Source organism: Quadrisphaera setariae, from assembly GCF_008041935.1.
GTDB classification, from domain to species: Bacteria; Actinomycetota; Actinomycetes; order Actinomycetales; family Quadrisphaeraceae; genus Quadrisphaera; species Quadrisphaera setariae.
The window spans coordinates 157829-176396 of the sequence record NZ_VKAC01000008.1 but is presented as its reverse complement, the minus strand read 5'-3'; the positions used below and the strand labels follow the sequence as shown (position 1 = coordinate 176396).

The 18568-nt window shown below is 73.0% G+C and carries 17 protein-coding genes; 13 read left to right on the top strand and 4 right to left on the bottom strand.

What is annotated here, in order from left to right:
* Positions 1-43 precede the first annotated feature (43 nt).
* Positions 44-2449 carry a diguanylate cyclase domain-containing protein gene (locus tag FMM08_RS14670; RefSeq protein ID WP_147927112.1) on the top strand — a complete coding sequence of 802 codons (2406 nt, stop codon included), beginning with the start codon at positions 44-46 and terminating at the stop codon, positions 2447-2449.
* Between the two features lie 51 nt (positions 2450-2500).
* Here FMM08_RS14670 and FMM08_RS14665 read toward each other — a convergent pair whose 3' ends face one another.
* A complete protein-coding gene (locus FMM08_RS14665; RefSeq protein ID WP_187279769.1) occupies positions 2501-2938 on the bottom strand; it encodes a MarR family winged helix-turn-helix transcriptional regulator in 438 nt (145 codons plus the stop codon).
* A gap of 60 nt (positions 2939-2998) precedes the next feature.
* Here FMM08_RS14665 and FMM08_RS14660 point away from each other — a divergent pair, with 60 nt between their 5' ends.
* Positions 2999-4252: an FAD-dependent monooxygenase gene (locus FMM08_RS14660; RefSeq protein WP_147927110.1), complete on the top strand. Its 1254-nt coding sequence runs from the start codon at positions 2999-3001 to the stop codon at positions 4250-4252.
* Between the two features lie 7 nt (positions 4253-4259).
* On the opposite strand, the gene FMM08_RS14655 is transcribed toward FMM08_RS14660, so the two are convergent.
* Complete coding sequence (locus tag FMM08_RS14655; RefSeq protein WP_147927109.1) at positions 4260-5198, bottom strand: hypothetical protein; 939 nt, start codon at positions 5196-5198, stop codon at positions 4260-4262.
* Positions 5199-5346: 148 nt separating this feature from the next.
* Between FMM08_RS14655 and FMM08_RS14650 the strand changes: the two genes are divergently transcribed.
* A complete protein-coding gene (locus tag FMM08_RS14650; protein ID WP_147927108.1) occupies positions 5347-5745 on the top strand; it encodes a helix-turn-helix domain-containing protein in 399 nt (132 codons plus the stop codon).
* A gap of 8 nt (positions 5746-5753) precedes the next feature.
* Here FMM08_RS14650 and FMM08_RS14645 read toward each other — a convergent pair whose 3' ends face one another.
* The gene (locus FMM08_RS14645; protein ID WP_147927107.1) at positions 5754-6725 is read right to left on the bottom strand and encodes an SDR family oxidoreductase; all 972 of its coding nucleotides are present in this window, start codon (positions 6723-6725) and stop codon (positions 5754-5756) included.
* Between the two features lie 140 nt (positions 6726-6865).
* On the opposite strand from FMM08_RS14645, the gene FMM08_RS14640 reads away from it, so the two are divergent.
* A complete protein-coding gene (locus FMM08_RS14640; RefSeq protein ID WP_255472415.1) occupies positions 6866-7702 on the top strand; it encodes a helix-turn-helix transcriptional regulator in 837 nt (278 codons plus the stop codon).
* A gap of 17 nt (positions 7703-7719) precedes the next feature.
* Here the strand turns inward: FMM08_RS14640 and FMM08_RS14635 are convergent, their stop codons facing one another.
* Positions 7720-8547, bottom strand: a complete 828-nt coding sequence (locus FMM08_RS14635; protein WP_369431728.1) for a DeoR/GlpR family DNA-binding transcription regulator — start codon at positions 8545-8547, stop codon at positions 7720-7722.
* Between the two features lie 311 nt (positions 8548-8858).
* On the opposite strand from FMM08_RS14635, the gene FMM08_RS14630 reads away from it, so the two are divergent.
* The 9 genes from FMM08_RS14630 to FMM08_RS14590 all read left to right on the top strand — a co-directional run bounded on the left by FMM08_RS14630 (position 8859) and on the right by FMM08_RS14590 (position 18489).
* Positions 8859-10127 carry an ABC transporter substrate-binding protein gene (locus FMM08_RS14630; RefSeq protein ID WP_222710799.1) on the top strand — a complete coding sequence of 423 codons (1269 nt, stop codon included), beginning with the start codon at positions 8859-8861 and terminating at the stop codon, positions 10125-10127.
* A gap of 116 nt (positions 10128-10243) precedes the next feature.
* The gene (locus FMM08_RS14625) at positions 10244-11203 is read left to right on the top strand and encodes a carbohydrate ABC transporter permease (protein WP_222710798.1); all 960 of its coding nucleotides are present in this window, start codon (positions 10244-10246) and stop codon (positions 11201-11203) included.
* A 53-nt stretch (positions 11204-11256) separates the two neighbouring features.
* Positions 11257-12090: a carbohydrate ABC transporter permease gene (locus FMM08_RS14620; protein ID WP_369431733.1), complete on the top strand. Its 834-nt coding sequence runs from the start codon at positions 11257-11259 to the stop codon at positions 12088-12090.
* Between the two features lie 77 nt (positions 12091-12167).
* A complete protein-coding gene (locus FMM08_RS14615; protein ID WP_147927103.1) occupies positions 12168-13028 on the top strand; it encodes a ketose-bisphosphate aldolase in 861 nt (286 codons plus the stop codon).
* Between the two features lie 85 nt (positions 13029-13113).
* Positions 13114-14364 carry an ADP-dependent glucokinase/phosphofructokinase gene (locus FMM08_RS14610; RefSeq protein ID WP_147927102.1) on the top strand — a complete coding sequence of 417 codons (1251 nt, stop codon included), beginning with the start codon at positions 13114-13116 and terminating at the stop codon, positions 14362-14364.
* Between the two features lies 1 nt (position 14365).
* Entirely contained in the window at positions 14366-15400 is a 1035-nt protein-coding gene (locus FMM08_RS14605) for a class I mannose-6-phosphate isomerase (protein WP_222710796.1), read from the top strand.
* Positions 15401-15472: 72 nt separating this feature from the next.
* Entirely contained in the window at positions 15473-16549 is a 1077-nt protein-coding gene (locus FMM08_RS14600; protein WP_222710795.1) for a GmrSD restriction endonuclease domain-containing protein, read from the top strand.
* Between the two features lie 126 nt (positions 16550-16675).
* Positions 16676-17824 carry a zinc-dependent alcohol dehydrogenase gene (locus tag FMM08_RS14595; RefSeq protein ID WP_147927100.1) on the top strand — a complete coding sequence of 383 codons (1149 nt, stop codon included), beginning with the start codon at positions 16676-16678 and terminating at the stop codon, positions 17822-17824.
* A 32-nt stretch (positions 17825-17856) separates the two neighbouring features.
* On the top strand, positions 17857-18489 hold the full coding sequence (locus FMM08_RS14590) for a hypothetical protein (RefSeq protein WP_255472410.1): 633 nt from the start codon (positions 17857-17859) through the stop codon (positions 18487-18489).
* Positions 18490-18568: the final 79 nt, after the last annotated feature.

The following is an 18568-nucleotide window of genomic DNA, read 5'->3' as shown; positions in this document are numbered from 1 at the left end:
CCGGTCGAGCGCTCGGGCGGTCAGCAGCACGTGTGGAGGCACCATGACCGCCGTCGACCCCCTGGCAGACCTGGTCGTCCCTTCGGCGCTCGCCGCAGACGGTGCTGAGCTGCGGCGCCTCCTGAGGGAGCAGCGGCTCGTCAGCTGGTTCCAGCCGATCGTCGACCTGGCCACCGGCGCCGTCGTCGCCCACGAGGCGCTCGTCCGCGGCCCCGCCGACTCCCCCCTGCACCTGCCCGACGCGCTGTTCGGCACCGCCCGCCGCCACGGCCTGCTCCCCGCTCTCGACGCCGCCTGCCGCACCGCCGCCTTCCGCGGCGCCTCCGTGCACGGCCTCGTGGAGCCGCTGTCGCTGTTCGTCAACGTGGAGCCGGAGGTGCTCGACAGCGCCCCGCTCGACGTGCTCCTCGACATCGCCGCCAGCGCGCCGGGCCAGCTGCGCGTGGTCGTGGAGATCACCGAGAGGGCGCTGGCCAAGCGCCCCGCCGAGCTGCTGCGCACGGTCGAGCGCGTCCGCGAGGCGGGCTGGGCGGTCGCCCTCGACGACGTCGGCGCGGAGGAGCTGTCACTGGCGTTCATGCCGCTGCTGCGCCCCGACGTGGTCAAGCTCGACCTGCGCCTCGTGCAGGCCGCGCCCGGTCCCGACGTCGCCCAGGTGATGAACGCCGTCAACGCCTACGCCGAGGACTCCGGCGCCCTCGTGCTGGCCGAGGGCATCGAGCACACCGGGCACCTGCGCCTGGCGCAGGCGCTGGGCGCGCAGCTAGGCCAGGGGTGGATGTTCGGCAGGCCGCAGGCCGTGCCCGCCGACCACCTGCCCACCGGCGCGCTGCAGCTGCCGCGACCGCCCGCCTCCACCGGCTCCGACGCGCTGGCCTCCAGCCCCTTCTCCCTCCTGCCCGCCGGCGTCGAGCTGCGCCGCGCGCCCAAGGGCCTGCTGGTGGAGCTGAGCAAGCAGCTCGAGCGCGAGGCGCTGCGCCAGGGCAGCACCTGCGTGGTGGCCTCCACCTTCCAGGAGGCGCGCCACTTCACCCCCGCCACCACCGGGCGCTACCGGGACCTGGCCGAGCGCACCGCCTTCGTCTGCGCCCTCGGGGAGGACCTGCCCGCCGAGCCGATGCCCGGCGTCCGCGGCGCCCACCTCTCCCCGGAGGACCCGGTGCGCGGCGAGTGGGACGTCGTGGTGATCGCCCCGCACTTCAGCGCCGCCCTCCTGGCCCGCGACCTCGGCGACGACGGCCCCGACCCCGACCGCCGCTTCGAGTACGCCCTCACCTACGAGCGCTCCACCGTCGCCGCCGCCGGCCGGGCCCTCCTGGCGCGCGTCGCCGCCCAGGAGGAGACCCGCACACCCGCGGTGCCCGCCCCGGCGCCGGTGCCCGCGGAGGAGCGCGGCAGCGCGCAGGGCTCCTCCGGGACCGCCGGGCCCCTCGGGGGCCCGCTGCCCGGTGCGGCCGCAGACCCCGTGCCGGGAGCCGGGTCGAGCGGCGTGTCGGAGGGCGTGGTGGGAGCTGCCACCGGCGTCGTCCCCGACGCGCTCCTGCGCCGCGCGCTCGCGGCCTCCACCAGCGGCGTCTGCATCGCCGAGCTGCGGCGCCCCGACCAGCCGCTGGTCTACGTCAACCCCGCCTTCGAGCGGCTCACGGGCCTGCCGGCCGAGCAGGTGCTCGGCCGCAACTGCCGCTTCCTGCAGGGACCGGAGAGCGACCCGCGCGTGGTCGGCTCCATCCGCGCCGCCATCCGCGCCGGACGCGAGTGGAACGGCGTGCTCCTCAACCACCGCGGACCCGAGCGGGAGCCGTGGTGGAACGAGATCCACCTGTCCCCGGTCCGCGACGACGACGGCGTGCTCGTCCAGTACATCGGCGTGCAGACCGACGTCACCGAGCGCGTCCGCGCCCAGCGGGAGCTGGCCGCCGAGCGCGACCGGAGCACCGCGCACCTGGCGCGCATCGAGCAGCTGGCGTTCACCGACCCGCTCACCGGCCTGGACAACCGCCGCCGCTTCGAGACCCGCCTGGAGACGGCGCTGTGGGACGCCCGTGCCGGGGGGACCGCCCTCGCGGTGGTGCTGCTCGACCTCGACGGGTTCAAGGCCGTCAACGACACCCACGGGCACGCCGCCGGTGACGAGCTCCTCGTGGCGCTCGCGGACCGCCTGCGCCGGCGCCTGCGCCGCGGTGACCTCGTCTGCCGCCTCGGCGGGGACGAGTTCCTGCTGGCGCTGCCCGGGCTCGACCCGGCCTCGGCCGCCGAGCAGGCGGCCGCCGTGGTGGCGCAGGTCCGCCGTGACCTCGCCGAGCCGGTCCGCGTCGCCGCGGGTGACGTGGCCGTCGGCGTCAGCGCCGGTGTGGCGCTGCACCCCGCCGACGGTGACGCCGTCACCACCCTCGTGCACGTCGCCGACCAGCGGATGTTCGCCGAGAAGCGGGCCCACCGCCGCCGTTGACGTCGTGCTGGCGTCGTGCTGGCGCTCGCTGGCTCTCCTCGGGGCCGACCGTCAGCTGCTGGCACCCCGGGCCAGGGCGGCGGTCGCCCGCTGGAGGAACGCGAGCACCACGGCGCGCTCGCGCGGTTCCAGCGACCGGCTCACCGCGTCGAGCTGACCGATCGGCGCCGACCACGCGGCGTCGTTGACGGCCCAGGCGCCCTCGTCCAGCACGACGAGCGTGCGGCGGCCGTCGGTGGGGTGGGGCTGCCGGTGCACGAGCCCACCGGCGGCGAGCCGGTCCACGAGCACGGTGGTGGACGCCGTCCGGATGCCCAGCCGCTCCGACAGCTCGGCCACGCCCATCGGGCCGTGCCCCCGCAGCAGGTAGAGCGCGGTCACGTCCGTCGTGCCGAGCCCCTGCTGCCGCGCCACCCGTGCCAGGAGCTCGCGGCTGGCGTCGGAGAAGGCCTGCAGGGCCCGCGTCACGTCGTCGGGTTCGAAGTGCACGCCGCGGATCATATCGCTAGAATCTCTAGCGATAAGACGCTTCAGTGAAAGGGAGTCACCGTGGTACCAGGTCGCGTCTCGAAGGTCCTCGTCTCCGGGGCGAGCATCGCCGGCCCGGCCCTGGCGCACGGCCTGGCGCGCGCCGGCACGGACGTCACGGTGGTGGAGCGCGCACCCGAGCTGCGCGAGGGCGGCCACAACATCGACGTCCGCGGCGCCGGGCGCGAGGTGCTGCGGCGGATGGGCCTGGAGCAGCAGGTGCTGGAGCACACCACCGGCGAGGAGGGAACCCGCTTCCTCGACGAGCGCGGTCGGGTGCTCGGCTCCTTCCCCGCCTCGACGTCGCAGACCGGCGGGCCGACCGCCGAGGTGGAGGTCCTGCGCGGCCGCCTGAGCCGCCTGCTCGTCGACAGCTGCGCGGGGCTGCCCGGCTCCGTCGACTGGCGCTTCGGGGAGCAGGTCGCCGAGGTCCGGGACGGGGCCGAGCACGGCGACGACGGGGGCGTCGACGTCACCTTCGCCTCCGGTGCGCAGGAGCGCTTCGACGTCGTCGTCGTGGCGGAGGGGCTGCGCTCGCGCACGCGCCAGCGGGTGTTCGGGGGCGACCGGAGCTCTCACGTCAGGGAGCTCGGCGCGTACTGCGCGTACCTGACGGTGCCCCGTGAGTCCGGCGACGACAGGTACTGGACCTGGCAGGTGCTCGGCCGCGGCCGCAGCGCCCACCTGCGCCCCGACGACGAGGGCACCACCCGCGGGCTGCTGACCTTCCTGGCCGACGTGCCCGGCCTGGACGAGCTCGAGCCGCAGGCCGCCGCGCTGGTGGTGCAGCGCCTCTACGCCGGCACCGGACCGATCGGCGAGCGCCTCGCAGCCGCTCTCGACACCGAGCCGTTCTACTTCGAGGCCCTCGGCCAGGCGGTGCTGCCGCGCTGGTCGAGGGGCCGGGTGGTGCTCGCTGGAGACGCCGCGCACTGCGCCTCACCGGTCTCGGGCATGTCCACCACGCTCGCGCTGGTGGGGGCCCACGTGCTGGCGGGGGAGCTGATGCGGCCCGGCGCGACCCTGCCGGCGGCGCTGCAGGCGTACGAGCGCACGCTGCGGCCCCTCGTCGACGCCGCCCAGAAGCTCCCACCGGGCACGCCGCGGATCGGCAACCCGCGCACCACCGCGGAGATCCGCGTGCTCGGGGCGCTCGTGGGCGCTGCGTCCAGCAGGGCCGTGCAGCGCCTCAGGCTGGGCGAGAGGCTCATCTCGCCGCCCGCCGACGCCGTGGACCTGCCGAGCTACCCCCACCTCGCCGAGCCGGTGCGCTAGCCGGCCCTCAGCACGTCGGCGCGGTGGCGGGGCCGGTGCAGGTGACCACCTCGGCGGCCCAGACCAGTCCGTCGGGTGCCTGCAGGCCCACCTGCACCGGTTCTCCCGTGCCGACGAAGGGCCGCACCAGCACGTCGTCGGGGCAGGGCCGCGACGGCACCTCCTCGGCGTCCAGGCTGAGCTTCACCCGGGTGGGGCGCAGGCACGCCAGGACCACCGCGTAGGGGCGCCCCGGAGCTGTGAGCAGCACGGGCAGCCACCCGGTGCCGCGGTGCACCGTCACCTGCACCGCGGGGAGGCGGCTGGAGGCGCTCTCCACGGCCGTGCTCACCACACCGGCGGCCGTCTCCTCGTCCACCCACAGGCCCGGCACCAGCTCCGCGTCCCCGGCCGCCTCCACCGCCTCGGTGGAGGCCCCGGAGGGCAGCAGGGTGCCGCTCGGCCCACCGCCGCTCGGCAGCGCGACGCCGCCCACGGCCTTGGCGGCCGAGGTGCACAGGCCACCGCTGCTCAGCGAGGGGTCGGTGGGGCGGACCAGCAGGCAGACCCCGCTCGAGGGGGAGCGCGCCACCCAGAAGGCCCCCGCCGGTGCCACCGCCAGCAGCCGCTCCGAGCCGGGCAGAGCGCCGACGTCCTCGGCGAGGCCGTCGGGCAGCGCCGTCCCCGCGCGGGCAGGCGCGCCGAGCACGGGGAACAGCTCCTGCGCGCTCGCGCTGCCGTCGAGGGGAACCGGACGGCCGTGGGTGGCGCGGCGCTGCGCGACGAGGCCCGCGCCCACCGCGACGACCACGACGACGACGGCGGCGACCACCGCCCACCGCCCGCGGCGGAGCTCGCGGCCCCGGTCGTGGCTCGGGTCGCGGCCGTGGACGCGGTGGCGGGGGAGCGGGTCAGCCGCCGGAGCGTCGAGGTCGAGCTCGTCCCCGTCGGCGCCCACCCCGGTCACCGCGGAACGGTCTCACGGCTGCCCCACAGCGTGTCCCCTGGAGACCGCCCACGACAGTCTGTGCACGAGGCGTAGCGATCAGTCGCGTAAGGTCACAAACTGTGCACATGTGCGACGACGTGACGCCGGGGGGCATCGAGTGACGTCGGTGAACGTGGTGGACCTGCGAGCCCACGACGACCTCGACGGGCTGTCGGAGTTCGAGCTGCTCGACCTGTACCTGCGGGTGCGGCAGCTGCTCGCCGAGCGGCTGTCCCGCAAGGAGGGGTCGGAGTCGCTGGAGATGTTCTTCTCCCGCATGGCCGAGGTGGTCGAGCCGGCCGCGGCCGCGGCGCCGGTGCCGAAGGCCCGGATCTCCCCGCGCGAGCGGGAGGTGCTGCACTTCCTGGCGCAGCAGAAGACGAACGCCGAGATCGCCGCGACGCTCTTCATCAGCGAGAACACGGTGAAGAACCACGTCTCGAACATCCTCGCCAAGTACGAGGTGGGCACCCGCCACGGCGCGGTCATGGCCGCCATCCGCGAGGGCACCCTCACCGTCGACTGACTCCCCGCTCAGGGCAGTGGGACCCCGGCGAGCCGCTGCGACAGGTCCCACACCCGCGCGGCGTCCCCGGCGTCGCGCAGCGGCCGGTACAGGGACTGCCGCGCGGGCGCCCCGCCGACGCGCCCGGGGCCGCTCGGTCCGTACATGCACGCGTCCTGCGCCGCCGGGGGGTGCGGGTCGACGGCCGCCAGCAGGGCGGGCAGCCCCGCTGACTCCGCCGTGCCCACGAGCAGCCCCCGCCCGGACAGCCAGCGGATCACCCGCACCTGCGGGGTGTCGCTGGCCCGACCGACCTCGGCGCGTGCGGCCAGCAGGCTCGTCGGTGCCACCCCGGGGTGCGACACCACGCTGGTGACGCCCCACCCGCCCGCGCGGCTGCGCCGGTCGAGCTCGAGCCCGAAGAGCCCCTGGGCGACCTTCGAGGAGCGGTAGGCGGCCATGCCGTCGTACGAGCGCTCCCAGTCCGGGTCCTCCCAGTGCACCGCGCCGCGCGCTGCCACGACGCTGACCTGCGACACCACGCGGGCCCGCCCGTCCCGCAGGAGGGGGAGGAGGTGCGCGACCAGCGCCACGTGGCCCAGGTGGTTGGTGCCGAGCTGGAGCTCGTGCCCGTCCGCAGTGGTCTGCCGGGTCGGCGGCGTCATCACCCCGGCGTTGTTCACCAGGAGGTGCACCGGCGCCCCGTCGGCGCGCAGCGCCTCCCCGAGCGCCGCCACCGACGCGAGCGAACCCAGGTCGAGGTCGTGCAGCTCCACCTGCGCCCGCGGGGCCGCACGCCGGATGCTCGCCACGGCCGCCTCACCCTTGGTGCGCGACCTCACCGGCAGCACCACCTGCGCGCCCGCCGCGGCCAGCCGGGTGGCGATGCCCAGCCCGATGCCGTCGCTGCCTCCCGTCACCACCGCCCGCCGGCCTGTGAGGTCAGGGACGACGACGTCCGCCGCCGTCCGCGCTGCTGCTCGTCCTGCTGTGCGTGCCATGCGCCGAGCCTGCGCCCCGCCCAGGGCCTGCTCCAGGGCCGGCTCATCCAGGGACCGGCAGTCCCTGGACGGCGCCTCGTCACGAGCGGCGACCTCCGCGCACGATGGACGCCCACCGACGAGCAGCAGGAGGCACCCGCGTGATCGACAGGCCGGGCCTGGCGGAGTTCCTGCGCCGTCGTCGTGAGTCACTGCAGCCGGAGGACGTCGGCCTGCCCCGCGGCGTGCGGCGCCGCACCGCGGGGCTGCGCCGCGAGGAAGTCGCGGTGCTGTGCCACATGTCTGCCGACTACTACACGCGGATCGAGCAGGAGCGAGGCCCGCAGCCGTCGGAGGCGATGGTCGCGGCGATCGCGCAGGGGCTGCACCTGACCCTCGACGAGCGCGACCACCTGTTCCGCCTCGCAGGGCACGCCCCGCCGCTGCGCGGGGCCTCCGATGAGCACGTGAGCCCGGGCCTGCTGCGCATCCTCGACAGGCTCGACGACACCCCCGCGGAGGTCCTCACCGAGCTCGGCGAGACGCTGCGCCAGACCCGGCTCGGCGTCGCCCTCACCGGAGACGCCTCGCTGCGCACCGGCCCGTCGCGCAGCCTGGGGTACCGGTGGTTCGCGGAGCCGGCGTCCCGCGCGCTGTACTGCGAGACCGACCACGAGCACCTGTCGCGCCTGTTCGCCTCCGGGCTGCGGGAGGTCGTCACGGTGCGCGGTCGCGGGTCGCGGGCGGCGGACCTCGCTGACGACCTGCTGGCGCGCAGCGCGGAGTTCCGCGCCCTGTGGGACGCCCACGAGGTGGGGCTGCGGCCGCGGGAGACCAAGCGCTTCGTGCACCCCGAGGTGGGCGTGCTGGAGCTGGCCTGCCAGACGCTGCTCGACCCCGACCAGAGCCACCGGCTGCTCGTCTACACCGCGGCGCCGGGCAGCGAGAGCGCCGAGAAGCTGGAGCTGCTGGGGGTCCTCGCCCGGGCGTCCGTCTGAGGCCCCTGGCGACCCGCTCAGGACGCCGGGACGACGACCTCCACGCGGGCTTCAGCGAGCGCACGGGCCATGTCGGCGGGGGGCGGGGCGTCGGAGACGAGGTAGTCGACTCCGCCCAGCTCGGCGACCTGCGCGAACATGCGGCGGCCGAACTTGGAGCTGTCGACGAGCATCGCCACCTCCGAGGCGCGGTCCATCATCTCTCGCATCATGGCCGCCTCGGAGAGGTTGGAGCCGGAGTAGCCACCCTCCAACGAGGCTGCGCCGACGGCGATGAGCGCGAGGTCGCACTGCACGTCCACCTCGCCACCGGTCAGACCGCTGCGGAACACGACGGGCCCGACGGTCGTCTGGGAGCTGTGTCGCACGGTGCCTCCGAACAGGCAGAGGTCCCGGACGGCCGCGGGGTTCAGCTCCGAGGACAGCAGGAGGTTGTTGGTGGCGATGGTGAGGTCGCGGTGGTCGCGCAGCGCCCGCCCGACGGCCAGCACGGTGGTGCCGCCGTTGAGCATCACGGCCGACCCGTCGGCCACGAGACCGGCGGCCAGCTCACCGATGACGTCCTTCGCGCCCGCCTGCATCCGGCGGCGCACGTCGACCGCGGTCTCGATGCGGGGGACCGCCGACGGGCTCATCGCCCCGCCGTGGGTGCGGATGACCACGCCGTCCGTGCCGAGCTGGTCGAGGTCGCGCCGGATCGTGTCCAGCGAGACCTGGAAGTGCTTGGCGAGCTGCGTGACGCTCACCTGCCCGTGCTCGTTCACGTAGGAGGCGAGCTCGACCTTCCTGCCAGCCGGGATGCGGCGCGCTCCGGACGGCGTTTCGGCGGGGGTTGCAGCAGACACGTGCAAGAAGTAGCACGAAGCAGCACTCCGAGTCCAGCATCCACCCCACCCTGCCCCTCGGTGAGGAGATAGGGCTCCGACCTGCGGAATCACCCGCTCGTGCGACGCCGCCGAGCGCTGGTGCTGGAGCCGAGCCGCGCAAGGGGCCTTCTCGACGTGGGGCGAGAGTCGCGCTGTCCGCCGCACGTGTCTGCGACTTGCTGCTTGACCTTGCGTGAAAGCCGCACTAACTTGCAGGTATCCCGCTGGGGAGCGCATCGAGGCGCTGAAGCGGAAGCAGATGGAGGAAGAACATGGGCAAGGGTGCTCGGATGCGGCGCGTCCTCGTCGCGGCCGTGGGCGTCACGGCGCTGGCGACGGTCAGCGCGTGCGGTGGTGGCGGCGGGACCGACGCGGCAGCGGGCGAGGGCGGTGACGTGACCCTCGAGTTCTCGCAGTGGTGGGAGCCCGAGCTCCCGGACGGCGAGCTCCGCGGCCTCATGGACGACTTCGAGTCCAAGAACCCCGGCATCAAGGTCAAGCTGCTCTCCGGCCCCTACGCCTCCACCAAGGAGCAGGTCACCGCGGGCGCCGCCTCCGGCACCATGTCCGACGTCGTGGGCCTCGACGGCGCCTGGGTCAACGAGTTCGTCAACCAGGGCGCGCTCGCGGACATGTCCAAGCTCATGGCCGACGCCGGCTACGACGACAGCCAGCTGGCCAGCCAGGTGAAGATCGACGGGTCCACCTACATGGTCCCGGTGGTCAACTTCGCCTACATGATGTTCACCAACGACGACCTGCTCGCCCAGGCCGGCGTCACCACCCCGCCGAGCACCCGCACCGAGTTCGAGGCCGCGGCGAAGGCCATCACCGCTGGCGGGAAGGCCAGCGGCTGGATCCTCCCGCTGGCCCTGGACGCCCCCAACGGCGTCCAGAACGACGTCATGGCCTGGAACTGGGCCTCCGGCGGCACGATGCTCAAGGACGGCGAGCCCGATCTCACCAACGCCGACGTCACCAGCACCATCGACTTCGTCAACGGCCTCAACTCGGCCGGCGTCCTCGCTCCGGGCACCGCGACGCTCAAGGAGCAGGACAAGGTCGAGGAGTTCACCAACGGCCGCGTCGGCATGATGATCGACACGCTCGCGCACATCAACACCATCAAGAAGGACTCGCCGGACCTGGAGTTCACGGTCTCCGCGGTGCCCGCCGTGGACGGCTACTCCGGCAAGCGCGGCGTCCCCTACGCCTCCTGGGGCATCGGCGTGGCCGAGAACAGCGAGCACCAAGCCGAGGCCTTCAAGCTGGTCGAGTACCTCATGAGCGCCGAGGCCAACGGCAAGCTCTCCAACGCCGCCAACGCCTTCCCCGGCAACAAGACGGCCGTGCCCGACTACGTCGCCGGTGACCCGTCCTTCAAGCAGGCCTTCGACGTCTGGAACGCCGGCACCCCGGCCAACGAGTTCGTCGGCCTCCCCGTGGCCGAGTCCCTGATGCGCGACCTCGGCGAGCAGCTCCAGCTCGAGCTGCAGGGGAAGCAGGACACCGCCACCACGCTGAAGAACGCCCAGGCGGCGTGGGTCGAGGAGTTCTGACCAGCAGCTGAGCAGCGCTGACGCCTGACAGCCCGCCCCGGTCGCACCCGCGCGGCGCGACCGGGGCGAGCACCCCACCGGCCCATCGCCGACCAGACAGACCAGGAGACCTGCTCGTGGCCACCCCCACCCTGCCGAGGCCGCTGGACTCGTCCAGCTCCGCCTCGCACCCTGCGGCGCCGCCCCCGCGGCGCGCACCCCACGCCTGGCGCCGCCGGCTCACCCCGTTCGGCTTCCTCTCGCCGACGCTGGTGCTGCTCGCCGTCCTCATGGCCACGCCGATCGCCATGGTCATCTGGTACTCGCTCTTCGACAGGGTCATCACGGCGCGGAAGTCGGAGTTCATCGGCTTCGACAACTACGCGCAGGTGCTGGCGGACCCGGTCTTCTACACCGCTGTCAAGAACACGGCGATCTTCACAGGCACCAGCGTGGTCGCCCACTTCGTCATCGGGCTGGCCTTCGCGCTGCTCCTCAACACCCCGCTGCTCAGCGCGCGGGTGCGGGCCGTGTTCCGCGTCTTCTACATCCTCCCGTGGCTGTTCACCATCGCCATCACCGCCGTGCTGTGGCGGATGCTGCTCAACCCCAACGGCGTCGTGAACTACCTGCTCGGCGGCCTCGGTGTCACCGACGGCCGCACCGAGTGGCTGAGCTCGCCCGGCACCGCGCTGTGGGCGGTCACCTTCATCAACATCTGGGCGGGCTACCCGTTCTTCATGGTGTCGCTGCTCGCCGGGCTGCAGGGCATCTCGGCAGACCTGTACGAGGCGGCCCGCGTCGACGGCGCGGGCGCCGTCAAGCGCTTCTTCCACGTCACCGTGCCGCAGCTGCGGCCGATCATCATCTCGATGGCCCTGCTCGACGTCATCTGGACCACCCAGCAGTTCGCCCTCATCTGGATGACCACCGGCGGCGGCCCCGTGAAGGCCACGGAGATGCTCTCCACCTTCACCTACAAGCTGGCCTTCGCCGACTTCGACTTCGCCGTGGCGTCGGCGGCGGCCGTCATCGTGCTGGTGCTGTCGATGGTGCTGGCCGTCCTCTACGTCCGACACCAGAAGGCGAGGGACTGACCGTGGCGACGACGACGGCGGCGCACATCCCCACCAGACCCGTCCCTCCGGCGCTGCGGCGCCAGCGGGCCCTGCAGAAGGCGGCCCTGCTCGTGGCCCTCGTGGCCGGCGCCTGCTTCGCGGCACTGCCGGTGCTGTGGATGCTGTCCAGCTCGTTCAAGGCGAACAGCGAGATCTTCGAGTTCCCGCCGCGCCTGGTCACCGAGAGCTTCTCGTTCAGCGCCTACGCCTCGATCCTCACCGACGGAGAGAAGCTGCGCTTCTTCGTCAACAGCTACGTGGTGGCCGGCGCGGTCACCGTGCTGACGCTGCTGGTGGCGGTGCTGGCGGCGTACGCCTTCAGCCGGTACGAGTTCCCCGGGAAGCGCGCCATCAACGTGGTGGTCATCAGCGTGCAGGCAGTCCCGCCGATCACCCTGCTGATCCCGTACTTCGGCCTCGTGGTCGGGCTGGGGCTCTACAACACCTACCCCGGTCTGATCCTCACGTACATGGTGTTCACGCTGCCCTACGCGATCATCATGATGACCGGCTACTTCAACACCCTGCCGCGAGAGCTCGACGAGGCCGTGAAGGTGGACGGCGCCGGTCCGCTGACCGCGCTGTTCAAGATCCTGGTGCCGATCTCGGTGCCCGGCCTGGTCTCCGTGGGCGTCTACACGTTCATGATCGCCTGGAACGAGTACCTGTTCGCGCTGACGCTGACGCGCACCACGGACATGCGCACGGTGCCGATCGGCATCCAGCTGCTCATGGGCCAGCACTCGTACGAGTGGAACGAGATGATGGCGATGAGCGTCCTCGGGTGCATCCCGGTGCTCGTCCTCTTCGCCTTCTTCCAGCGCTACTTCATGGGCGGCATGACCGCCGGCGCCGTCAAGGTCTGACGAGCCCCTTCTCTCCACCACCCCCTTCCTGACCCCTCACGACCCCCTGGTCGTCGAAGAGAACCGAGGAGACCGCTGTGCTCATCAACGGGACCGACCTGCTGTCCGTGGCCAACAAGAACAACTTCGCCGTGCCGGCGTTCAACATCTCCGACTGGAACATGGCGCAGGGCGTCTTCGCGATCAGCGAGGAGAAGAAGGCGCCGGTCATCATCGCCATCCACCCCGACGAGCTGTCCCACACCGGTGACGAGCTCATGGCCGCCATCACCCAGCGCGCGCACCGCTCCTCGGTGCCGGTGACCATCCACTTCGACCACGGCGGCACGTACGAGCAGATCATCCACGCCATCCAGGCGGGCTTCACCTCGGTGATGTTCGACGGCTCCACGCTGCCGTTCGAGGAGAACGTGCGCCTCACCAAGCAGGCGGTCGACGCCGCTCACGCCGTGGGCGTCTCCGTGGAGGGCGAGCTCGGCACCATCGGCAAGACCGACTCCGAGGCCGAGGCGGGCACCGCCCAGATCATCTACACCGACCCCGAGGACGCGGTGTCGTTCGTCGCGCAGACCGGCGTCGACAGCCTCGCCATCGCCATCGGCACCTGCCACGGCATCTACCCCTCGTGGATGAAGGCTGAGCTGAAGCTCGACCTGCTCACGGAGATCAAGGGCAAGGTCGGCGTGCCGCTCGTGCTGCACGGCGGGTCCAACAACCCCGACGCCGAGATCGGCGAGTCGGTGCGCCTGGGCGTCAACAAGATCAACATCTCCAGTGACATCAAGGTCGCCTACCACGCGAAGATGCGCGAGGTGCTGGCCGACGGCGGGCTGCGCGAGCCCAACTCCATCCAGCCGCCGTGCATCGCCGCCATGAAGGTCACCGCCGCCCAGAAGATCGACCTGTTCGAGGCGACCGGCAAGGCCTCGCTGTACTGAGCCCCGCGGATCGGCGCCGGGCGCGCTGAGCCGCACTGGCACGACCTGACCTGACCCGATCCGAGCGAGCTGGCGGAGCCTGACGATGAGCAGCACGACCGTGGAGGAGGCGCGCCGCGTCGTCCTCGGCCTCGGGGGGTGCCTCGACTACGAGGTCAGCTGGGACTCCAGCGTCCTGGCCGACCTCGTGGCCGAGCACCGGATCACCTCCGCTGACCTCGACGCCACCGGTGGGCCCGCCTTCGCGGTGGTCACCGAGCGCGACCTCGTCTGCTCGATCCTCGGATTCGTCCGCGCCGACACCGGTGGCGAGCGCTTCGTGGACTCCTCCGCGGTCCTCGAGGCGTTCGCCGCCAGGGTCGAGCGGCGCACCACCGTCGGTGGCACCTGCGTGCGGGCAGCCCTCGCGATGGCGGTGCTCGGCGTGCCCAGCACGGTGCACCTCGTCTCCATCGACGACCAGGTCCGCGGGCTCATCCCGCCGAGCGTGCGCTGGATCTGCAGCGCCTCGGAGGACACCGTCGACCCGCACGTCATCATCCAGGTGCCGCCGGGGGCGAGCGTGCCGCTGGCGGACGGCGCCGTCGTCGTCGCCCGGCGGGCCAACCGGCAGATCTACGCCAACGACCCGCCCAACCGGTCGATGCTCCTCAGCCCCCAGCTGGGCGAGGAGCTCACGGGCGCGCGGGTCTTCGGCGTCTCGAACTTCAACTCCATGCAGGACGAGGCGCTGCTGCGCTCACGCCTCGACGACCTGCTCGGCCACATGGCCTCGCTGCCCGCCGACGCGCTCGTCGTCTTCGAGGACGCCGGCTACCACCGTCCGGCGCTGCGCCGCCTGGTGCACGAGCTGCTGCTCCCCGCCGTCGACGTGCTGAGCATGAACGAGGACGAGCTCCAGCAGCTGGTCGGGCACCCCGTCGACCTCCTCGACCCCGACGCCGTGCTGGTCGCGCTGCGCCAGCTGTCCGGCGTGCTCCCGGAGCGGACCACGCTCGTGGTGCACACCGGGCACTGGGCTGCTGCGCTCGGCGCGCACGCCGAGCGCTTGCGCCCCGCACTGGCGACGGCGAACGCGCTCGCTGGCACCCGCTACCTCCACGGCGACGCGTTCACCGCTGAGCACGTCGCCGGCGTCCGCGCCCTGCCACGGCAGTCGCGCGCCGCCGAGCTCGCCGCCGCGCTGGAGGCGGCCTCCGGTCAGGGGAGCGACGCGATCAGCTGCGCGCCCGCAGCGCACCTGGACACGCCGACCCCCACCACCATCGGACTGGGCGACACCTTCGTCGGCGGGCTCGTCATGGCGCTGGCCGACCTCGACCCCGTGCTGGCCTGAGGTGCGCCCGCTGCAGCCGGTGGTGCTCCCGGCCAACCAGCCACGGAACCGGTTCTACGCCGGTGGCACGCAGATCACGGCGCTGCGCGACGGCCCAGCCGCCGCAGCGGTCGAGCACACCCCCGAGGACTGGGTCGCCTCAGTGGTGCCGCTGTTCGGCGAGGACGAGGTCGGCCTGACGCGCCTGCCCTCGGGGGAGCTGCTGCGTGACGCCGTCGCCGCCGACCCGGTCGGCTGGCTGGGTCCCGAGCACGTCGAGTCCTTCGGTGCCGACCCGCACCTGCTCGTCAAGCTGCTCGACGCTGGCCAGCGCCTCCCGGTGCACGCCCATCCCGACCGTGGCTGGGCAGCGCGCCACCTCGGCCTCGACCACGGCAAGACCGAGGCGTGGGTGTTCCTCGAGCCAGCGGTCGTGCACCTGGGCTTCTCCCGCGACGTCAGCGCCGACGAGCTGGCGCGCTGGGTGGCCGAGCAGGACGTCAGCGCTCTGCTCAGCACCACCCACCGGCTGCAGGCGCGCGCTGGCGACGCGGTGCTCGTGCCCGCGGGCCTGCCGCACGCGATCGGCGAGGGAGCGCTGCTGGTCGAGCTGCAGGAGCCGAGCGACCTGTCGGTGCTCGTCGAGTGGGACGGGTTCGCCATCGACGGCGCTGCAGCCGGCCACCTCGGGCTGGGCTTCGAGACTGCTCTGACGGCCGTCGACCGGCGCGGACTCGCACGCGACGCCGTCGAGGGCCTGGTCCAGTCCGACGCCACCGCGCTCGGGCCGCTCCTGCCCGGAGCGGGAGCGTTCTTCCGCGCCGACCGGGTGCGCGGTGGCGGTGGTGGCGCCCACGGCTGGGAAGCGGGGTTCGCGGTGGTCGTCGCTGTGGCCGGTGCCGGTCAGCTCGCCACGGCGACGGGGGCGGAGGTGCGTCTGGAGCGCGGCAGCACCGTCCTGGTGCCGCACGCGGCGGGTCCGGTGACCGTCGAGGGCGACGTCGAGCTGGTGGTCTGCCGCCCACCCTCTCCGGCGCGCCAACATCACGTGGAGTGATCATCTCCCTACTGTGTGACACGACTGTGGGCGGGTGCTGCCCACGGCGGTGACTCACCCCAGGAGGCCCGTGTGGCCAGACGCTCCACCACGCCGGTCGCGCGCTCCGCCGCGCTCACGCTCGCCACTGCCGGCCTGGCCGCCGCGGTCGTGGCGCTCGCGGGCGCCGCGGGAGCCGCGCCGCCGAGGCAGGCGGCGTCGTCGACGTCCACCACCCGGCCCGTGGCAGCGGCGGCTGCCACGAGCACGCCCTCGCCGTCGTCGACCGGGTCCCTCACCGCACTGCAGGCCCTCGGGCAGGTCACGGTCAAGGGCCGCGCGCCCAAGACCGGCTACACCCGCGAGCAGTTCGGGGCGGCCTGGGCGGACGTGGACCAGAACGGGTGCGACACCCGCAACGACGTGCTCAGGCGCGACCTCACGGCGGTCACCTACGTGACCGGGACGCGCAGCTGCGTCGTGTACTCCGGCTCTCTGGCCGACCTCTACTCCGGGCGCACCATCACCTTCCAGCGAGGGGTGAAGACGAGCTCAGCCGTGCAGATCGACCACGTCATCCCGCTGTCGGACGCCTGGCAGAAGGGCGCGCAGGGCTGGTCGACGACCCGGCGGACCGCCTTCGCCAACGACCCGCTGAACCTCCTCGCCGCCGACGGGCCGCTCAACGGCGCCAAGGGCGACAGCGACGCCGCCACCTGGCTCCCGCCGAACAAGGCGTTCCGCTGCGCCTACGTCGCCCGGCAGGTGGCGGTGAAGCTCAAGTACGGCGTGTGGATGACCTCCGCCGAGCACGACGCGAGCCGCACGGTGCTGGCGACCTGCCCGACCGAGCCGCTGCCCACCAGCGCCGCCGCGCCGAAGCTCGCCCCGGCCATCACCGGTGCGACGACGGCGACGACGACCCTGAAGCCCGCGACCGTTCCGAAGTCGACCGGCACGCCAAAGCCCACCGCCAAGCCAGCCGCCACGCCCACCGCCAAGCCCACCGCCAAGCCCACCGCCAAGCCCACCGCCAAGCCCACCGCCAAGGTGGCCTACAAGAACTGCGCCGCGGTCCGCGCCGCCGGGAAGGGCCCGATCCGCAAGGGCGACCCTGGCTGGGACCCCGCGTTCGACCGCGACGGTGACGGCACGGGCTGCGATCGCTGACCCACGCTCGGTGACCACCGCCGAGGACCTGCGCTGAGGCCGCCGTGATCACGCAGAGTGATCGGCTCGCGTCTCCCGTGCGAGGGGAGCAGCGTGGGGCGCAGCCGAGCGGACGAGGTGGTTGCGATGAAGGCGATGGTGTACCGCGGGCCCTACAAGGTCAGGGTGGAGGACAAGCCCCGACCGAAGATCGAGCACCCCAACGATGCCGTGATCAGGGTGACCCTGGCTGCGATCTGCGGCTCGGACCTCCACCTGTACCACGGGCTCATGCCCGACACCCGGATCGGCCACACCTTCGGCCACGAGTTCATCGGGGTCGTCGAGGTGGTCGGTTCCTCCGTCCAGAACCTCACGGTGGGTGATCGCGTGATGGTGCCGTTCAACATCTACTGCGGCACCTGCTGGTTCTGCTCGCGGGGCCTGTTCTCCAACTGCCACAACGTCAACCCCAACGCCACGGCGGTCGGCGGCATCTACGGCTACTCGCACACGACGGGCGGGTACGACGGCGGGCAGTCGCAGTTCGTGCGCGTCCCGTTCGCCGATGTCGGCCCCTCGAAGATCCCGGACTGGATGGCCGACGAGGACGCCGTCCTCCTCACCGACATGACGGCCACCGGGTACTTCGGGGCGCAGCTGGCCGACGTCGTGGAGGGCGACACCGTCGTCGTCCTGGGCGCCGGCCCGGTGGGCCTGGTGGCCGCCCGGTCGGCGTGGCTCATGGGGGCCGGGCGCGTCATCGTGGTCGACGAGCTCGACGAGCGCCTCGAGCGCGCCCGCACCTGGGCGTACGCGGAGACGATCAACTTCACGCACGTCGATGACGTCGTGCTCGAGATGAAGAAGCAGACCGACTTCCTCGGCGCCGACTCGGTCATCGACTGCGTGGGCGCGGAGGCGGACGGCAACTTCACCCAGCACCTCACGGGCGCCAAGCTCAAGCTGCAGGGCGGGTCTCCGGTGGCGCTGAACTGGGCCATCGACGGCGTGCGCAAGGGCGGGACCATCTCGGTGATCGGCGCCTACGGCCCGGTCCCCAACGCGGTGAAGTTCGGTGACGCCATGAACAAGGGCCTCACCCTGCGCATGAACCAGGCGCCGGTGAAGCGCCAGTGGCCGCGCCTGTTCGAGCACGTCAAGGCCGGCCACATCAGGCCCAGCGAGCTGGTGACGCACCGCTTCCCCCTGGAGCACATCTCCGAGGCGTACCACGTGTTCTCCAGCAAGCTCGACGGGTGCATCAAGCCGCTCGTCATCCCCGAAGCCGCCTGACGCCGGCTGATGATGAGAAGGGCTGGACGACGATGAGCACCCACCAGCGGACCGACCAGCAGGCCGGGCGGCCGGACGCCGGCCCGGTCACCCCGCACGTCTCGCACCGGCGGCAGCCGCCGCCGTCCGCCGAGGAGCTGCGGGCGCGCATCCCGGGGTGGGGAGCTGACCTCGACCACGCCGACCGCCCCTCCTTCCCCAAGCTCGACTGGCAGGAGGACTTCTCGGGTGCCCACTGGGAGTACCCGCCCGAGCAACCCGGCGGACGTGGACGGGAGCGGTCGATCGAGCACGCCCAGCTGACGCCGGTGTTCGGCACCGCGCAGCCGCTGCACGGCGTGTCCGGCGCGGTGCGCCGCCTCGCGTACGCCCGCTACAGCGAGGGTCGGATGGCGCACTGGATGCTGCTCATCGCCGGTGACCGGATCGACGCGTGGGGCGCCCACGCGCGCTCCCTGCTCAGCGGGCGACCCGACCAGCCGTTCACCGAGACCGGCGTCGTGGCGGAGGTGACCCACCACGGGCTCAGCTCACGGCTGGGGAGCAGCCGCACCGACACCCGCCACCAGTGGCTCGATCCCGTGGTCGTGGCCGGTCCGTGGGTCGCCGCTGCCGCCGGGGCGGTGCTGGCGGTGCGGGCGCTCGCCCGGGCCGTCCGCAGCTGACGGGTCCTCCACCCCCCGCCGCCGCGCCCCACCGCGTGAGCCGCGGGGCGGGGGGCTCGGGCGGGCGGGGAGGGAGCAG